Genomic DNA, 18,643 nt, shown 5'->3' with positions numbered 1-18,643 from the left:
AGTCCGGCCAGACAGCGCAGCAGGGTGGACTTGCCGGAGCCGGAGCGGCCGAGCAGGGCGACGATCTCCCCGGCGCGGATGGTCAGGTCGATCCCGGCCAGCACGGGCAGTTCGCCGTCGGCACCCGCGTAGGACTTGGTGACCGCCTCGGCGGTGAGCAGGACCTCGCCGTCGGCGATGCGGGGGCGGGTGGTCTCGCCGGGTCCGGCGCTCGGTGCCATGGGCGGGGCTCCTCTCTTCCGGAGGCTCACATCCGGAGGCTCACAGCGAGTAGCGGGTTTCGGCGAGGCGGTAGAGCCTGCGCCACAGCAGTCGGTTGAGGCCGACGACATAGACGGCCATCACCGTGATTCCGGCGATCAGATGTGGATAGTCGCCGTGCGAGGTGGCGTGGGAGATGTAGGCGCCCAGGCCGGTCGCGGTCAGCGTGGTGCCGCCGAAGGTGACCACCTCGGAGACGATCGAGGCGTTCCACGCCCCGCCGGAGGCGGTGATGCCGCCGGTCACATACGCCGGGAAGATGCCCGGGACGATCAGCCGCTGCCAGCGCTGCCGGCCGTGCACCCCGAGGTCGTTCATGGCCTCGCGGAGGTCGGAGGGGACGGCGGCGGCCCCGGCGATGGTGTTGAAGAGGATGTACCACTGGGCGCCGAGGGCCATCAGCAGCATGCCGCCGAAGTTGATGGAGAGCCCGGTCTCCAGGAAGAACCAGGTGGCCACCGGGAACAGGAAGTTGGCCGGGAAGCTGGCCAGGATCTGTACGAAGGGCTGGGCGATGCGGGCCAGCTTCGGCGAGAACCCGATCTTCACCCCGATCGGCACCCACACCACCGTGGCGACGGCGACCAGCACCAGGACGCGGGCCAGGGTGGCCAGGCCGAGCAGCAGCGGCTCCCCGAACACCCCCAGCCCGGTACGGGAGTCGAGGTAGCCGAGCAGGTCGGCCACGCCCCAGCCGACCAGCCCGCCGGCCACCAACGCGAAGACCAGGTCACCGGCCCGGCGGCGGACCGGGCTGACCGCGAGCGGGCGGTCGTCGGTGCCCAGCAGCCGGCCGGCCCGGCCCAGCGCCTCGGCGAGCGGCCGGGCCGGCCGGGCCAGCAGGCGCGGCCAGGAGGAGCGGTGCAGGAAGTCCAGCACCAGCGACCGCTGAACGTCCGTGGCCTCGGACTGTTCGTTCTTGAACCGCTCCGACCAGGCGGTCAGCGGCCGCCAGAAGACAAAGTTCACCCCGACCACCATGACCGCCATGGTGAGCACCGCCCAGCCGACCTTGCCCAGGTCGCCGTCGGCGATGGCGGTGCCCGCGTAGGAGCCCACGCCGGGCAGTGCGTAGTGGTGGTTGGAGACGCTGATCGCCTCGGAGGCGACCAGGAAGAACCAGCCGCCGCCGAAGCTCATCATCCCGTTCCAGATGAGCACGATGGCCCCGGCGGGCAGCTCGACCTTCCAGAACCGCATCCAGCGGGTGAAGCGGAAGGAGCGGGAGACCTCGTCCAGCTCCCGGGGCAGGGTGATCAGCGAGTGGTAGAAGCCGAACGTCATGTTCCAGGCCTGCGAGGTGAAGATCGCGAATACCGAGGCGCATTCGAGGCCCAGCAGGGAGCCCGGGAACAGCGAGACGAAGCCCGTCACCGCGACGGTCAGAAAGCCCAGCACCGGCACGGACTGCAGGATGTCCAGGGCGGGCACCAGCACCCGCTCCAGGCGCCTGCTGCGGGCCGCCGCACAGCCGTAGGCGAGGGTGAAGACCACCGAGGCCGCGAGCGCCGCGAACATCCGCAGCAGGCTGCGGACCGCGTAGTACGGCAGCTTCGCGGGATCGGTGTCCACCTTGACCACCTGGGCCGGGTCGAACGAGACCGTGGCACCCTTGCCCACCCGCAGCAGCAGATACAGGCCCACCAGGACCGCGGCCGCCACCACCACGTCCACCCAGGACATGCGGGACAGCCGCCCGGACACCCGGGCGGACAGGGAGCCCCATGCGGCGGCGGATCGGGACGGGACGGACACGGCCGGGCTCCCTTCCGGCCTTCCGGGCTGCTCCGCATCCCAGTCGACCACGGAGCCGCGGGATGCGCGCGCCGGACGTGGCGGTGTGCCGCGCCGCCCGACGCGCGGGCTCAGCCGCGGGACCGCAGTGCCCCGTCCAGCCCCGCCGGGAGCGCCTCCGTGTGCACCACGCCCAGCCGCTGGGTGGCCCGGGTGAGCGCGACATACAGATCGCTCACCCCGAACTCCGCCGGTTCCACCACGATCACCGTGTCGAACTCCAGGCCCTTGGCCTGCCGCGGATCGAGCAGCACCACCGGAGCGGTCAGGTCCGGGGACGCTCCGGCGGAGGCGGCCGGAAGCGCGGCGGACAGCGCCGCGTGACGCCCGCGGGCGGCGATCACCGCGAGGCGGCCCTCCGCGCGGAGCTCCCCGGCGACCGCGTCGGCCACCGCACGGGGCAGGTCCGGGGCGTGCTGCGCCCAGGGCCGCACGCCGGTGGAACGGACCGAGCGCGGCGGTTCGAAGGAGGGGTTCACGGACCGGATCACCCCGGCCGCGACCGCCATGATCTCCGACGGGGTGCGGTAGTTGACGCCCAGCCCGATGTGCTCGAAGCGGTCTCCCACGTACGGCGCGAGGATCGTCTCCCAGGAGCCGCAGCCGCCCGGCTCGGCGGTCTGCGCCGGGTCGCCGACCAGGGTCATCGACCGGGTCGGGCAGCGGCGCATCAGCAGCCGCCAGGCCATCGCGGACAGCTCCTGCGCCTCGTCCACGATGATGTGGCCGAACGCCCAGGTGCGGTCGGCGGCGGCGCGCTCGGCCGCGCTGCGGTGATCGGCCTCCTCGTGCCGCTCGGCGAGCCGCTCTGCGTCGATCAGGTCATGGGCGGACAGCACCTCCGAGTCCTCGTCGCCGCGGTCCTCGAACTCCTGGGTGCGGGAGCCGTAGGAGAGGTCGAGCACGCCCTGGGCGTAGGCGATCCGTTCCTGGTGCTCCGCCTCGGCGGCGGCCCGGGCCGCCGAGTCGTCCTCGCCGAGGAGTTCGGCGGCCTCGTCGAGCAGCGGGATGTCGGCGGGGGTCCAGGCCCCGCCCGCCCGGCGGATCGCGGCCGCGTCGGCGTCCGGGAGGTGGACGGGCTCGGCGAGGAAGTCGGCGACCAGCCGCTGCGGGGTGAGGACGGGCCACAACTCCTCGATGGCGGAGCGCACTTCGGCACTGGACGCGATGGTCTTGCCGAGCTGGGCGATGTCGTCCGGGCCGAGGAGGTTCGGTCCGCCGTAGGGGTCCGCGCCGAGCCGGTCGGCCAGTTGCGCGGTCAGTGCGTCGATGACGTGGAACGCGAAGTACGGGCGGGCGAGGTTGTGCGGCAGCCCGGTGCCGCGTGCCCGGCTCCGTGCCTCGGCCACCAGGTCCGCGTCCAGCAGCAGCTCGCCGTCCTCGTGGGCGATCACGATCGCGGGATCCGGCAGGACCTGCCGGCCGGCCACCCAGCGCGCCAGCGCCCCGGCCATCGCGGCGCCGCCCTTGACCTCGGCGGCCCGCGGGCTGTCGGTGCCGGTCGCCGTCACGCCGGGGAAGAGCTCGCCGGGCGTGGCGAGCAGCACCCCCGTCTCGCCGAGCGAGGGCAGCACCTCCGAGATATAGCCGAGGAACGCCGGATTGGGCCCGACGATCAACACGGCGCGGCGGGCCAGCAGTTCACGGTGTGCGTAGAGCAGATAGGCGGCCCGGTGCAGCGCGACCACGGTCTTCCCGGTGCCGGGGCCGCCCTCGACGACCAGGACGCCCCGGTGCGGGGCCCGGATGATCCGGTCCTGCTCGGCCTGGATGGTCTGCACGATGTCATGCATCCGGCCGGTCCGCGCCGCATCCAGCGCGGCCAGCAGCACGGCGTCCGCGTCCGTACCCTCATGCCCGGTGCGCACGGTGTCCTCGAGATCCAGGATCTCGTCGTGCAGCGCGGTGACCCGGTGATTCGCGGTGGTGATATGGCGCCTGCGACGCAGGCCCATCGGAGTGTGCCCGGTGGCGAGATAGAACGGCCGCGCCACCTCGGCCCGCCAGTCGACCACCAGCGGGGTCCGCTCGGCGTCGTCACGCCGGATGCCGATCCGGCCGATGTGGTGATCGCGGCCGTCCCGGAATGCCAGCCGACCGAAGCAGAGTCCGTTCTCCCCGGAGTTGAAGGCGGCCAGCAGCCCGGACCGCTCGGCCACCAGCACATCGCGCTCCAGCCGTTGCTGGAAGCCCTTCCCGTCCCGGGAGAGGGCCTCGCGCACTGCTGCCTCGGCCCCGGCCCGCAGCCCGTCCAGGCACCGGTACAGCAGATCAAGGAATTCCTGTTCCCGGTGCAATTCCTCGTTTGACAATTCGACTCCCGCCCCGATATCATGTGGCCATAAACCCTTTCCGCACCCTGAATTCAACAGGGCGTGGAAATCCCCTATATTCGCAGAGAATTGCCCCGGCCGTCAATATGGGTCCGGGGTTTTTATGTGCCCCCGCACCCTGGAATTTCCGGGACCCGGCAGGCTTGGTACTGTCCGTGTGTCCGGAAGTCGGCAATGAGATCGATGAGTTCAACGGGTTCAGGGGTACGAGGGTGAAGAGCGGCATACCGGCGGAGTTCCTGGACGGCTGCACCGGGATGCTCGCCGAGGTCTCCGAGACCGGCCGGGCGCCGCGCCGCACCGAGTTGGACGTGCTGCGGGCGCTGGGCGAGCGCGCGGCCGAAGCCGGTTATGGCTGGCGGCCGTTGATCGCGCTGTATCTCGGCGAGGTCCGCCGGGCCTGGGGATCGCTGCCCGGGGTCGCCCGGGCCGCGGCGGCCGCCGAACGGGCCCGTACCGGCGAGGCGCTGCTCGCCGCCGTGGACGCGGCGGTCTGCGCGCTCGGCGAGGGCCATGAACGGGCGCAGCGGCTGGCCGTCCGCCAGGAGGAGGCCGCGCGCCGGGAGTTCGTCGACGACCTGCTGTACGGCCGCAGCGACCTGGGGCGGCTGGCGGAGCGCGCCGACCGCTTCGGGCTGCGGCTGGCCCGGGCGCACCTGGTCGCGGTGGCCGAGGGCGAGACGGCCTATGACGATGTGCACCCGGTGGTCCGCCGGGTGGAGCGCGAGCTGGTGAGCCGGTTCGCGGAGCGGGATGTGCTGCTGGCCACCAAGGAGGGGCGGTTCGTCTGCATTGCGGCGGGCAGTGACCATGCGGTCGTCGACGCCTTCGCCCAGTACGCGCGGCTGCCCGGCACCGGCTACCGGGGAGCGCGGCGGGTCGCCATCGGCCGGGAGCACTCCGGGGCGGGCGGGGTGGTGCGCGGCTATGAGGAGGCGCTCGGGGCGCTGGAGCTCGCCGACCGGCTGGATCTGGACGCCCCGGTGCTGCGCGCCGCCGATCTGCTGGTCTTCCCGGTGCTGTTGAGGGACCGGGCGGCGATGGCCGATCTGGTGCGCACCGTGCTCGGTCCGCTCACCGCCTCGCGGGGCGGCGCCGGGCCGCTGCTGGAAACCATCGCGGCCTGTGCGGCGGCCGGCTATGTCAATGCGGAGGCGGCCCGCCGGCTGAAGATCAGCGTGCGCACCCTCTCCTACCGGCTGGACCGGATCAAGGCGCTGACCGGCTATGACCCGGGTGACGCCCTGCAGCGCTTCACCCTGGAGACCGCGGCGATGGGCGCCCGGCTGCTGGGCTGGCCGGACACGTCGCTGTAGACGCCAAGCATCCGGCTCCGGTTCCCTGCGTCAACAGGACGTTAGGAACTCATAAAGACTGCCGGAAACCGGCAATGCGGCGGACGGCTGTTCGATGTCACCATGACGGGGCACCAGCACAGGGAACGGGAGAACGAATGGGCGACTTCATGCGCGCGGCGCTGGAGTTTCCCGCCGTCCTGTTCAGTTTCGCGCTGCTCGTGGTGGTCGCGTACTGGCTGCTGGTGCTGGCCGGGGGAGCCGGCGCCGATGCCTTCGACGGGGGAGACGGCATGGACGCCGGCGCCGCCCAGGTGCCGGTCACCGTGGCGGTGTCCCTGGCCATCGCCCTCGCCTGGTTCATCAGCCTGGCCGGTACGGCGCTGACCGACCGGCCCTGGCTGCGCGCCGCCGCGCTGCCGGTGGCGCTCGCCGCCGCCTGGATCGCCGTCCGCCTGGTGCGGCGGCTCGGCCGCCGGCTGCTGCCCCCTGAACGGGCGGCCTCGCGCGCCGACTTCGTGGGCCGCACCTGTGTGATCCGTACCGGACGGGTGACCTCCGACTTCGGCCAGGCCGAAGTGACCTCGGACGACGGGTCGACGGCCACCGTCCAGGTCCGTACGGACGAGGCCGGACTGGTCGCGGGCAGCACCGCGCTCATCTTCGACTACGACGCCGACGGCGAGTTCTTCCGGGTCACGCCCTACGACAGTGCGCTGGACCCCTACCGCCCGGCCGTCTGACCCCCACACCCACCGCTCAAGCTCCTGTCCCCGCACAACCAAGGGATTTCAACCGATGGATGCCATCACCATGGGCGTCGGCGTGCTCGTCGCCGTCGTCCTGCTCATCGTGCTCGTCGTCTTCCTCGCGGTCACCCGGCTCTATCGCAAGGTGCCCCAGGGCCAGGCGCTGATCGTCTCCAAGTCCCGCAAGGTCGATGTGACGTTCACCGGCGCCGTGGTGCTGCCCGTGGTGCACAAGGCCGAGGTGATGGACATCTCGGTGAAGACCGTCGAGATCCGCCGGACCGGCCGCGAGGGCCTGATCTGCCAGGACAACATCCGGGCCGACATCCACATCAACTTCTTCGTGCGGGTCAACAAGACCGTCGAGGACGTCATCAAGGTCGCCCAGGCGATCGGCACCCAGCGGGCCAGCGACCGGAGCGCGATCCAGGACTTCTTCGCCGCGAAGTTCTCCGAGGCGCTCAAGACCGTCGGCAAGCAGCTGGACTTCGTCGACCTCTACACCAAGCGCGAGGAGTTCCGCGACCGCATCATCGCCGTCATCGGCACCGACCTCAACGGCTACCACCTCGACGACGCGGCCATCGACTTCCTCGAGCAGACGCCGATGAGCCAGCTCGACTCCTCCAACATCCTTGACGCCCAGGGCATCCGGAAGATCACCGAGCTGACCGCGATCGAGCATGTGCGCACCAATGAGTACCAGCGCACCGAGGAGAAGGAGATCACCCGGCAGAACGTCGAGGCCCGGGAGGCCGTCCTGGAGCTGGAGCGGCGGCAGGCCGACGCGGAGATCCGGCAGGCCCGCGAGATCGGGATCGTCCGGGCGCGGGAGGAGGCCGAGACGGCCAAGGTGCAGGCCGAGGAGCGGCTGCGGGCCCAGGCGGCGCACCTGAAGACCGAGGAGGCGCTCGGGATCCAGAACGAGAACCGCGAGCGGGAGGTCGCCGTCGCGCAGAAGAACCGCGAGCGGGTGATCGCCGTCGAGAACGAACGCATCGAGAAGGACCGGCTGCTGGAGGTCATCGCGCGCGACCGGGAGACCCAGCTGCGGCGCATCTCGGCCGACAAGGAGGTCGAGGCCGAGAAGCGGGAGATCGCCGACGTCGTCCGGGAGCGGATCGCGGTCGAGAAGACCGTCGCCGCGCAGGAGGAGGAGATCAAGAAGCTGCGCAAGGTCGAGGAGGCCGAGCGCGAGCGTCAGGCGCTGGTCATCCGGGCCGAGGCGGCGGCCCAGGAGCGCCTGGTCAAGGACATCAAGGCGGCCGAGGCGGCCGAGCAGGCCGCCGCGCACCGGGCCGCGGAGCAGCTCACCCTCGCCGAGGCGCGGCGCAAGGCGGCGGAGCTGGACTCCCAGTCGGCCGTCCGGCTCGCCGAGGGCAGGCGGGCGGACGCCGCGGCGGAGGGCCTGGCCCAGGTCGAGGTCCGGGAGCGGAACGCGGAGGCCATCGCCAAGGTCGGCCGGGCCGAGGCCGAGGTGACCAAGGAGAAGGCCTTCGCGGGAGCGGAGGGCCTCAAGCAGAAGCTCAAGGCGGAGGCCGAGGGCCTGACGGAGAAGGCGGCGGCGATGGCCGCACTGGACGCGTCGAGCCGTGGTCACGAAGAGTTCCGGCTGCGGCTGGAGGCCGAGAAGGACATCCGGCTGGCGGGCATCGACGTGCACCGTCAAGTGGCCGAGGCACAGGCCACGGTGCTGGCCACCGGGCTGGAGAACGCGAAGATCGACATCGTCGGCGGGGACAGCGTCTTCTTCGACCGGCTGATGGGCTCCATAGCGCTGGGCAAGGGCATCGATGCCGTCGTCGACCGGTCCGAGACCGTCCGGACCCTGGCCGGTCCCTGGCTCGACCAGGACGGCTCCACCTTCACCGCGGACCTCACCGCCATGGCCTCGGGCCTGGGGGCGGCCGGGCTGCGCGATCTGACGCTCGCGGGTGCGCTGGGCCGGCTGATCGCCGGGGGCGGGCCGCGGGCCGATGGCCTGCGGAAGGTTCTCGACTCCGTACAGGCCAGTGGGCTCGCGGATGCGAAGCTGGCCGATCTGCTGGGCCCGGGCCAGCAGCAGCTCAACGGCGCACGGAAGTAGGGCGCGCCGGGGGGTTGTGCCCCGGCCCCGCCCTTTCACCGTTTCCTCCGGGGGCTCCGCCCCCGGGCCCCGGTGTGGGGGCTGCGCCCCCTGCACCCCGCTTCAGGGCTCCGCCCCGGACCCCGCAGCACGCTGCGCGCGCCGCGCGGCGGAGCCGCATGGCGGCGCAGCCGCGTTGCGGGGGACCGGGGCGAACGCCCCACCCCGCACGGCGAGATGACGAAGGGAAGCTGAGAAAGACGTGAGCACCGAAGGTGCCGAGCCCACGCTGGAAGCCGGGACGTACGAGATACTGCGCGGCAGACTCGCGGACGCGGCCCGCGAGCTGAGGGGCCGGGCCCACAAGCTCAACACCCGCCGCATCGGGGCCTTCGGCGGCCGCGCCCTGGAGCTGCTGCGCACCGACCGCCTGCAGAGCGAACAGGCCGTCACCGCCCGCGACCTCGCACAGGTCGGCGGGCTGCTGCTGACCGGCCGGCACCCGGCGAGTGCCGAGCCGGGACGGGTCGAGGATGTCTTCGCCCTGTACCGGCCCGCCGACGGCCACTTCGTACCGGTGGGCCCGGACGCCCTGCCCGGGCTGCTCGACGACGACCGCTTCCGGCGGGACTTCACCGAACTCCACCGCTACTACCGGGGCGCCCGCCTGCTCCAACTGCGGTGCACCGAAGAGCTGTTGCTCGCCGTCTTCCAGACCGGCGAGCGGCTCACCGACATCCGCGTACTGCGCTGGCGCATCGCATCCGACGGCAGCCCGGCCTACCTGGACGCCGAGGGCGAGCGGGACCACACCCTGCCGCCCTCCCATGACTTCGACTGGACCGCGGCCACCCGGGACGACCAGGTCCTCGGCCGCTTCCCGCACATCGCCGTCCATGACGGCCTGTACCTCTCGACGGCCGACGGCAGCCTCACGGTCAAGACCGAGAACGACACCGAGACCGGCGAGGGCGTCCACCGGGAGCCCGTCGACGAACCGCTGCAGTCGCTCGCCGACGCGGACGTCCAGCACGCCCGCCTCGGCCCGCTGACCGTGCTGCGCGTCCGCCCGTACAAGGAGAACGCCTGGCGGTACCTGGTCTTCAACACCCGCACCCAGGACGTCCGGCGGCTGGACGGCATCGGGCAGGCGTGCCGCCGGCTCCCCGAGGACCAGGGCCTGATCTTCCCCGGCGGCTACTGCCTCGCCACCGGTGAGGTCAAGACCTTCGACCTCGACACCACCGGCTTCGCGTACGAGCGGGTCGTCCGGTCCCCCAACGGCGAGGACCTGCTGTTCGTCTTCCACGCCCGGGACGGGGGCCGCACCCTGCTGCTGCCCTACAACGTCATCCGCGAGGAGGCCGCCGCCCCGATCGACTCGCACGGCTGGGCGCTCTTCGACGACGGGACCCTGGCCGTCCTGCGGGCCCACCCCGACGGCCCCAGCCGCACCCACCCCGTCCAGGTGTGGAGCACCACCTACCTCTCCGACACCTTCGCGGCCGCCCTGCCCACCGGCACCGGCCCGCTGGCCCGCATTGGCAACGCCGATCTGGTGCGCGGCATTTCCGACTGCCTCTCGGTGGCGCGGATGGCCGACGGGATGACGCCCACCGCCGCGGTCTTCGAGGCGATCACGGCCGCCGCGACCCGCCTGGCCGACCTTCACCACTGGCTCGCCGATGCCGAACTCGAGGCGCTTGCCGAGCCGTTGGAGACCGTACGGGCCACCGCGGCCCAGGTCACCGAGGAGTTCGCCCGGGTCACCGCACTGCGGCGGCAGGCCGCCGAAGCGCTCGGCGAGGCGGCGGTACGGATCACCACACTGGTCCGCCGCACCCGCGGCGAGCAGCCGGACACGGCCGGCGGGTGGGTGCGTCAGCTCACCGAACTACGGCGCGCACAGGGGCACTTGGAGACCCTCCGGGACATCCGGTACATCGACCGGGAGCAGCTGGCCACCCTGGCCGAGGGGCTCACCGACGACCTGACCGCCACCGGCCGCCGGGCCGCCGCCTTCCTGGCCGGCGACGATGCCTTCGCCACCACCCACCGCACGGTGGAACGGCTCACCGAGGAGGCCGCGGCCGTGGCGACCGCGGCCGAAGCCGCGCCGCTCGCGGCCCGGATCGACGAACAGGCCGACGGCCTGCGCGTGGTCACCGACATCATCGGCACCCTCGACCTCGCCGACACCACCGTCCGCACCTCCATCCTCACCCGCACCGGGGAGGTCCTGGCCGCCGTCAACCGCGCCCGCGCCACCCTCGACGCCCGCCGCAGGGAACTCCTCGAGGCCGAGGGCCGCGCCGAGTTCGCCGCCGAGTTCGGCCTGCTGGGCCAGTCGGTGGCGGGTGCCCTGGCGGCCGCCGGCACCCCCGAGGAGTGCGACGAGCAGCTCGGCAGACTGCTGCTCCAGGTGGAGAACCTGGAGGCCCGCTTCGGCTCCTTCGACGACCACCTGGAACGGATCGCCGCCGAGCGCGACACCATTCACGAGGCCTTCGCCACCCGCAAACAGGCCCAGCTCGACGAGCGCGCCCGGCGCGCCCAGCGGCTCGCCGACTCCGCACAGCGCACCCTGGCCACCGTCGTCCGCCGGGCCCACGCCCTGCCGGACGCCGACGCGGTGAGCGCCTTCTTCGCCTCCGACCCCCTGGTCGGCAAGGTCCGCGGCACGGCCGAGGAGCTGCGCGCCCTGGGCGATCCGGTGCGCGCGGGCGAACTCGACGGCCGGCTCAAGGCGGCCCGCCAGGAAGCCGCCCGGGCGCTGCGCGACCGGTCCGAGCTCTATGACACCACCGGCACCATCCGGCTCGGCCGTCACCGCTTCGCCGTCAACACCCAGACCATCGACCTCACCCTGGTCCCGCACCAGGGCGCCTTCGCCTTCGCCATCACCGGCACCGACTACCGCGCCCCCGTGCACGACCGGGAGCTCACCGCCCACCGGGAGCTGTGGGAGCAGCCGCTGGTCTCCGAGTCCCCGGAGGTCTACCGCGCCGAGCACCTGGCGGCCCTGCTGCTGGACCGGGCCGAATCCGGCCTGTCGACGGGGGAGTTGGCCGGGCTCGACCGGGCAGGGCTGCTGGCCGAGGTCCGCCGGGCCGCCACCGCCCGGCATGACGAGGGATACGACCGGGGCGTCCACGACCACGACGCCACGGCGATCCTCGCCGTGCTGCTCCGGCTGCTCCCCGGCGCCGGACCGCTGCGGTTCTCCCCCCAGGCGCGGGCCGCGGCCCAGCTGTTCTGGGCGCATGGCACCGACGAACAGGCGCGCGCCCAATGGGCCACCCGCGCCCGGTCACTGGCCCGGGCACGAGACAGCTTCGGCACCGTACCGGCGATCGAGGACCTGTCCGCCGAACTGGCCGCGGCCGCCGCCGGGTTCCTCGCCCGGTCCGTACCACCCCTCGCGGCGGCCACCGGCGACGGCGGGCCGCTCGGCGGCTACCTCTTCGAGGAACTGGCGGCCGGGACACCGCGCTTCGCCACCAGCAGCACCGCCCGCACTCTGCTCACCGGCTTCCATGCCGCACTGGGGCCCGCCGCCCGGGAGTTCACCGAGGACCTGCGCGCCCTGGGCGACGACCTCGCCGCCCGCCACCAGCTGGTGACCGCCTGGCTCGGCGGCTACGCCCAGGGCACCCACGACACCCGCGACATACCGGAGGCCGGCGCCATCGAACTGTGCGGCACCGCACTCGACCGGCGGGACATCGACGCCCCGGTCACCGCGACCGCCGACGGCCTGCTCGGCGCGCACCCCCGCATCACCGGCGGCTCGCTGACCGTCCGGCTGGATGAATTCCTCGCCCGCACCGGCGAGTTCCGCCGCACCCGGGTGCCCGCCCACCGGGCCTTCACCGCGGCCCGCGGCCGACTGCTGGCCGCCGAACGCGAGCGGCTGCGCCTGGACGCCCACCGGCCCCGGATCATGCCCGCCTTCGTCCGCAACCGGCTCCTGGACGAGGTCTACCTCCCGCTGATCGGCGACAACCTCGCCAAGCAGCTCGGCGCCGCCGGCGACGGCCGGCGCACCGACAACCAGGGGCTGCTGCTCCTGCTCTCCCCGCCCGGCTACGGCAAGACCACGCTCATGGAGTATGTGGCCGCCCGCCTCGGCCTGGTCTTCGTCAAGGTCGACGGCCCCGCCCTCGGGCACCGTACGACCTCCCTCGACCCGGCCGCCGCCCCGGACGCCGCCGCCCGACGCGAGGTGGAGAAGATCAACTTCGCGCTGGAGGCGGGCTCCAATGTCTTCCTCCACCTCGACGACATCCAGCACACCTCACCGGAGCTGCTGCAGAAGTTCATCTCCCTGTGCGACGCCCAGCGCCGCATGGAGGGCGTCCGGGACGGCGAGGCCCGCACCCACGACCTGCGGGGCAAGCGCTTCGCCGTGTGCATGGCCGGCAACCCCTACACCGAGTCCGGGCAGGTCTTCCGCATCCCCGACATGCTCGCCAACCGCGCCGACGTCTGGAACCTCGGCGATGTCCTCGGCGGCCGGGAGGAACTCTTCGCGCTCAGCCACATCGAGAACGCGCTCACCTCCAACCCCGTCCTCGCCCCCCTCGCCACCCGCGGCCGCGCCGACCTGGAACTGCTGGTCAGGCTCGCCCAGGGCGACGATTCGGTACGGGCCGACCAGCTGAGCCACCCCTACTCCCCGGCCGAGTCCGAGCAGATCCGGTCGGTGCTCGGCAAACTGCTGCGGGTCCAGCAGACGGTGCTCGCCGTCAACCGCGCCTATATCGCCTCCGCGGCCCAGACCGATGCCTCCCGCACCGAGCCGCCGTTCCGGCTCCAGGGCTCGTACCGCAACACCAACAAGCTCGCCGAGCGCATCCTCCCCGTGATGAACGACGCCGAGCTCGAGGCGCTCATCGACGACCACTACCGCGGCGAGGCCCAGACCCTCACCAGCGACGCCGAGGCCAACCTCCTCAAGCTCGCCGAACTCCGCCACCGGCTGACCCCGGAGCAGGCGGCCCGCTGGGCGGCGGTGAAGAGGGCGTACGCACGCCGCCCGGAGCACCATGGAGAGGAGACCGCCCGGTCCTCATGAGCCACCCGGAGACCGCCGATGGCAGCACGCGGAAGTCTGCGGATCTACCTGGGAGCCGCACCGGGCGTGGGCAAGACCTACGCCATGCTCCAGGAGGGCCGACGGCTGCGCGCCCAGGGCGCCGACGTGGTGGTCGGCCTCGCCGAGCCGCACGGGCGACGGCCGACGGCGGCGCTGCTCGAGGGCCTGGAGACGATCCCCCGGCGCACCCTGGTCCACCGCGGGGCGGCCTTCACCGAGCTGGACCTGGACGCGGTGCTGGCCCGCCGCCCCCAGGCCGCCCTGGTGGACGAACTCGCCCACAGCAATGTGCCCGGCTGCCGCAACGCCAAGCGCTGGCAGGACGTGGAGGAGCTGCTGGACGCGGGCATCGACGTGATCAGCACCCTCAACGTCCAGCACCTGGAATCCCTCAACGACGTGGTCCGGCAGATCACCGGCGTCACCCAGCGCGAGCGGCTGCCCGACGAGGTGGCCCGGCGCGCCGAGCAGATCGAGCTGGTCGACCTCCCGCCCGAGGTGCTGCGCCGCCGCATGGTGCACGGCGACATCTACCCGGCCGACCGGATCGAGGCCGCCCTGACCCACTACTTCCGGGTCGGCAACCTCACCGCGCTCCGTGAACTGGCGCTGCTGTGGCTGGCCGACCGGGTGGAGGAGGGCCTGCAGCGCTACCGCGCCGAACACGGCATCGCCGCTCCCTGGGAGACCCGTGAACGCATCCTGGTCGGCCTCACCGGAGGCCAGGAGGGCGAGACCCTGATCCGCCGGGCCGCCCGGATCACCGCGCGGACCCCGGGCAGCGAGCTGCTGGCCCTCCATGTGGTGCCGGGCGACGCGCCGGCGGTCGGCACCCCGGCGGCCCTGGACGGCCAGCGCGCCCTGGTGGAGTCACTGGGCGGCAGCTACCACCAGACCACCGGCGACGACATCGTCCAGGCGCTGCTGGAGTTCGCCCGGGCGGAGAACATCACCCAGCTCGTGCTGGGCGCCGCCCGCCGCGGCGGGCTCTCCGCCGCACTGCGGCCGGGCGTGGGCCGGCGGACGATCCGGGCCTCCGGGCCCATCGATGTGCACATCGTCACCCATGAGGCGGCAGCGGGCCCCGCCACTCTGATGCGGCTGCCGCGCCCGGGCCGTGGCATGAGCCGCCGGAGGCAACTGTCGGGGCTGGCGGGCGCGGCGGTGCTGCTGCCCCTGCTGACCCTGGTCCTGACGGCCCTGCGCGGACGGCTCGACCTGGCCGCCGACCTCATCCTCTATCTGCTGGTCGTGGTGGTCGTCGCCCTGCTCGGCGGGCTCTGGCCCGCGCTGGCCGCCGCGGTGGCCGCGGCGCTGCTCGCCGACTACTACTTCACTGCGCCACCGCACTCGTTCGACATCCGGCACGGCACCGACATCGTCGCCCTGGTGGTCTTCGCGGCCGTCGCCCTGCTCGTCGGCACGGCGACGGGCACCGCGGCACGGTCGATGTACCGGGCGGCCCGCGCCACCTCCGAGGCCCGGGCGCTGAGCCGGCTGGCGACGGCGATGATGCACGGGCCGGACCTGCCCGCGCTCATCGAGCAGATCCGGGAGAACTTCGGGCTCGCCGCGGTCAGCCTGCTCGAACGCGACCCCGGGGCGGGCACCCTGCCCCGCTGGTACGTCGTCGCCAGTGCCGGGGAGCGGCCGCCCGAGCGGCCCGGTGAGGCGGATGTGGAGAGCCCCGTCGACGACCGCCTCACCCTGGCCGCGCGCGGTCGCGGACTGAGCATCGACGACCAGCGCGTACTGGCCGCCTGCGCCGCGCAGTTGGGGATCGCCCACGCCCAGGGCAGGCTCGCCCGGCGGGCCGCCGAGACGGACACCCTGGCCGCCGCCGAACGCACCCGCACCTCGCTGCTCGCCACGGCCGGCCGGGACCTGCGGGCCTGCCTGGACACCGCCGCGGACGCGCTCGCCCGGCTGCGCACCCCGGCGGGCCCGTCCCCCGAGGAGGCCCGGCTGCTGGGCGCCGCCCGGACGTCCGTACACCGGGCCCGGCAGCTGGTCACCGACCTCGACGACCTCGGACGGCTGCACGCCGGAGCCCTCGACCTCTACCTCCGCCCCGTCGACCTCGGCGAGGTGCTGACCACCGCCCTGGACGACCTCGGCCCCGGCGGCCACACCATCCTGGTCACCCTGCCCGAGGAACTGCCCGATGTCATCGCCGACGCCGCGCTGCTCTCCCGCGCGCTCACCGGCCTCGCCGCCGACGCGCTGCGCCACAGCCCGCCCGGCACCTCACCGGCCCTGGACGCCGAGGTGCTGCCCGGCAGGCTGGCCGTTCGCCTGACGGACGGCGGGGACGGCCCGGGCCCCGACCGCCTCCGGGGCGACAGCCTGGCCCTGCGGCTCTCCCGGGACCTGCTCGAGGCCATGGGCGGCACCCTGGAGTCCGCGGCAGCCGCCGGGTCCCCCTGCACGGTGACGCTCGGCCTGCCGACCCGGCGGTAGCCGGGGAAAACGCTGAAAGGGCGGGGCTCAACCCCGCACCGGCGCGGGCGCCGCGGCCGGCAGGGACACCACCATGGTCAGCCCCCCTCCCGGCGTGTCCTCGGGCACCAGCGTGCCTCCCATCGCCTCGGTCAGCCCCCTGGAGAGCGCCAGCCCCAGCCCCAGCCCGGTGGTGTTGTCCGTGTCCCCCAGGCGCTGGAACGGCGCGAAGGCCCGCTCCCGATGGGCGGGACTGATCCCCGGCCCACGGTCGATCACCCGGAGCTCGACGGTCGCCGCGAGCACGCTCGCGGCGACCGTGACGGGACGACCGGGCGGTGAATGCCGCACCGCGTTGGCCACCAGATTGGCCAGCACCCGCTCCAGCAGCGGCGGATCGGCCAGCACATCCGGCACCGCCTCCAGATCCTGGGTGGCGACCGGCACCTGTGGCGCCTCCGGCAGGGTGTCCACGGCCGGCGGCAGCACCTCGGCGAGCGCGGTCGGCTGCAGATGCAGGGCGAGGGCGCCCGCCTGGATCCGGCTCATGTCCAGGAGGTTGTCGACCAGCCGGTTGAGCTTGGCCAGCGACTCCTCGGCGGTGGCCAGGAGTTCCTCCCGGTCCTCGGCGGAGAAGTCGACATCGCGGCTGCGCAGCGAGCTGACGGCGGCCCAGCCGCTGGCCAGCGGGGTCCGCAGGTCATGGCTGACGGCGGCGAGCAGGGCGGTACGCATCCGGTCGGCGGCCTTGACCGGTTCGACCTCGGCGACCGCCTCGGCGAGCCGGGCGTGCTCGACGGCGGCCGTCAGATGGGCGGCGAAGGCGGTCAGCACCCGGTGCTCGGTGGCGGGCAGACCCCGGCCGCGGAGCACCAGTTCGCTGTCGGCTCCGATGGGCACCGTGATCTCCGGCGGCGCGGTGGCCACCGCCTCGGGCCGCACCGGCTCCGGGTCGCGCTCCCGCGGCCGCAGTTCGGCGGTCTCCATGCCGAAGGTCTCGCGGGTGCGCTCCAGCAGCAGCGGAACGGCCTGTTCGCCGCGGAGGACGCCACCGGCCAGCGAGGACAGCGTCTCGGCCTCGGCCGTGGCACTCGCGGCCCGCCGGCTCAGCCGCAGCGAGCGGTCCACGATGGCCGCGACGATGACGGCGACCACGGCGAAGACACACAGCGCAAGGATGTTGTTCGCCCCGGTGATGGTGAAGCGGTCGGTCGGCGGGATGAAGTAGTAGTTGAGCAGCAGTGAGGCCGTCACGGAGGCGAGCAGCGCCGAGACCACCCCGCCGATGCAGGCCACCCCGACGACGGTGAGCAGGAACAGCAGGGTCTCGCTGGTCAGGTTGAGGCTGAAGGGGCCGGAGACGGCCCGCAGCAGCACGGTGAGCAGCAGGGGCAGCAGACCCCCCGCCACCGGCCCGCCGATCCGGCGGGCGAACGGCAGACGGTTGCCGGAGTCAGCCAACAGCCGTCCCTGCCCGGCCCGTTCATGGGTGACCATGTGCACATCGATGTCCCCCGAGGACTCGATGATCGCCTCACCCACCCCGCGCGAGTTGACCAGGCGGGCCAGCCACCCCCGGCGGCTGACGCCGACGACCAGCTGAGTGGCGTTCTCGGCGCGGGCGAACTCCAGGAGGGCGGTGGGGACATGGTCGCCCACGATGGTGTGGTGGGTGCCGCCCAGCTTCTCGACGAGCTGCCGCTGCCTGGCCAGCGCCGCGGGCGACGCCCCGGCGAGCCCGTCGCTGCGGGCGATGTGCACGGCGAGCAGATCGCCGCCGGAGGACCGGGCGGCGATCCGGGCGGCCCGGCGGATGAGGGTCTCGCCCTCGGGGCCGCCGGTGATGGCGACCACCACGCGTTCGCGGGTCTCCCAGACGCCCCCTATGCCGTGCTCGGCGCGATAGCGCTGCAACGTCTCGTCCACCCGCTCGGCGACCCACAGCAGGGCCAGCTCGCGCAGGGCGGTGAGGTTGCCGATCCGGAAGTAGCGGGAGAGCGCGGCGTCGATCTTCTCCGGCGGGTGGATGTTGCCATGGGCCATCCGGCGGCGCAGCGCCTCGGGAGGCAGATCGACGAGTTCGATCTGGTCGGCGCGGCGCACCACTTCGTCCGGCACGGTCTCCCGCTGCGGCACCCCCGTGATCTTGACCACGACGTCGTTGAGGGATTCCAGGTGCTGGATGTTGACATTGGTGATGACATCGATGCCGGCCGCGAGCAGGTCCTCGATGTCCTGCCAGCGCTTGGTGTGCCGGGCGCCGGGCACATTGGTGTGCGCCAGCTCGTCGATCAGCGCCACCTCGGGGCGGCGCTCGAGCACCGCGTCCAGATCGAGTTCGGTGTGCGTCATGCCCCGGTAGGTGCGCTGCTGCCGGGGCACGCTCTCCAGGCCCTCGAGCATCGCCTCGGTGTGCGGGCGCCGGTGGCACTCGGCGAAGGCCACCACCACATCGGTGCCGCGCACGGCCCGGCGCCTGCCCTCGTCCAGCATCCGGTAGGTCTTGCCGACGCCGGGTGCCGCGCCGAGGTAGACCTTGAGCCTGCCGGGACGCGGCCCCGGCGCGTCGGTCGGAAGGCTGTCCTGCGCCATCGGCCCGCTCCTTCTGT

At 73.1% G+C, this 18,643-nt stretch carries 9 protein-coding genes; 5 read left to right on the top strand and 4 right to left on the bottom strand.

The genetic code is table 11. The features are described from left to right. The 3 genes from ABCR83_RS08860 to ABCR83_RS08850 form a co-directional block, all read right to left on the bottom strand. On the bottom strand, positions 1-221 hold a 221-nt coding region (locus ABCR83_RS08860), incomplete at its 3' end, for an ATP-binding cassette domain-containing protein (protein ID WP_462694306.1). A gap of 40 nt (positions 222-261) precedes the next feature. After that, the gene (locus ABCR83_RS08855) at positions 262-1,944 is read right to left on the bottom strand and encodes an ABC transporter permease (protein WP_462694310.1); all 1,683 of its coding nucleotides are present in this window, start codon (positions 1,942-1,944) and stop codon (positions 262-264) included. Positions 1,945-2,126: 182 nt separating this feature from the next. Further along, positions 2,127-4,367, bottom strand: a complete 2,241-nt coding sequence (locus ABCR83_RS08850; RefSeq protein WP_462694305.1) for a HelD family protein — start codon at positions 4,365-4,367, stop codon at positions 2,127-2,129. 278 nt (positions 4,368-4,645) lie between these two features. Here ABCR83_RS08850 and ABCR83_RS08845 point away from each other — a divergent pair, with 278 nt between their 5' ends. The 5 genes from ABCR83_RS08845 to ABCR83_RS08825 all read left to right on the top strand — a co-directional run bounded on the left by ABCR83_RS08845 (position 4,646) and on the right by ABCR83_RS08825 (position 16,055). Beyond that, complete coding sequence (locus tag ABCR83_RS08845; protein ID WP_462694309.1) at positions 4,646-5,704, top strand: PucR family transcriptional regulator; 1,059 nt, start codon at positions 4,646-4,648, stop codon at positions 5,702-5,704. A gap of 137 nt (positions 5,705-5,841) precedes the next feature. After that, a complete protein-coding gene (locus tag ABCR83_RS08840; RefSeq protein WP_462694304.1) occupies positions 5,842-6,426 on the top strand; it encodes a hypothetical protein in 585 nt (194 codons plus the stop codon). 55 nt (positions 6,427-6,481) lie between these two features. Beyond that, a complete protein-coding gene (locus ABCR83_RS08835) occupies positions 6,482-8,518 on the top strand; it encodes a flotillin family protein (protein ID WP_462694303.1) in 2,037 nt (678 codons plus the stop codon). Positions 8,519-8,759: 241 nt separating this feature from the next. Further along, on the top strand, positions 8,760-13,574 hold the full coding sequence (locus tag ABCR83_RS08830; RefSeq protein WP_462694302.1) for a DNA repair ATPase: 4,815 nt from the start codon (positions 8,760-8,762) through the stop codon (positions 13,572-13,574). A gap of 18 nt (positions 13,575-13,592) precedes the next feature. After that, positions 13,593-16,055 (top strand): sensor histidine kinase, encoded by a 2,463-nt coding sequence (locus ABCR83_RS08825; protein ID WP_462694301.1) that lies wholly within the window; start codon positions 13,593-13,595, stop codon positions 16,053-16,055. A gap of 27 nt (positions 16,056-16,082) precedes the next feature. Here ABCR83_RS08825 and ABCR83_RS08820 read toward each other — a convergent pair whose 3' ends face one another. Beyond that, a complete protein-coding gene (locus tag ABCR83_RS08820; protein WP_462694300.1) occupies positions 16,083-18,626 on the bottom strand; it encodes a sensor histidine kinase in 2,544 nt (847 codons plus the stop codon). Positions 18,627-18,643 lie beyond the last annotated feature (17 nt).

The sequence above is a fragment of the Streptomyces xingningensis genome, from assembly GCF_054957865.1.
Note: the sequence above shows the minus strand (reverse complement) of the source record. Positions and strands in the feature narration are given on the sequence as shown.

Excerpts from the sequence above, each read along its gene's own strand:
- ABCR83_RS08835 (WP_462694303.1), top strand. The coding sequence starts at position 6,482 with ATGGATGCCATCACCATGGGCGTCGGCGTGCTCGTCGCCGTCGTCCTG.
- ABCR83_RS08820 (WP_462694300.1), bottom strand. The coding sequence starts at position 18,626 with ATGGCGCAGGACAGCCTTCCGACCGACGCGCCGGGGCCGCGTCCCGGC.
- ABCR83_RS08825 (WP_462694301.1), top strand. The coding sequence starts at position 13,593 with ATGGCAGCACGCGGAAGTCTGCGGATCTACCTGGGAGCCGCACCGGGC.
- ABCR83_RS08855 (WP_462694310.1), bottom strand. The coding sequence starts at position 1,944 with ATGTCCTGGGTGGACGTGGTGGTGGCGGCCGCGGTCCTGGTGGGCCTG.
- ABCR83_RS08845 (WP_462694309.1), top strand. The coding sequence starts at position 4,646 with ATGCTCGCCGAGGTCTCCGAGACCGGCCGGGCGCCGCGCCGCACCGAG.
- ABCR83_RS08840 (WP_462694304.1), top strand. The coding sequence starts at position 5,842 with ATGGGCGACTTCATGCGCGCGGCGCTGGAGTTTCCCGCCGTCCTGTTC.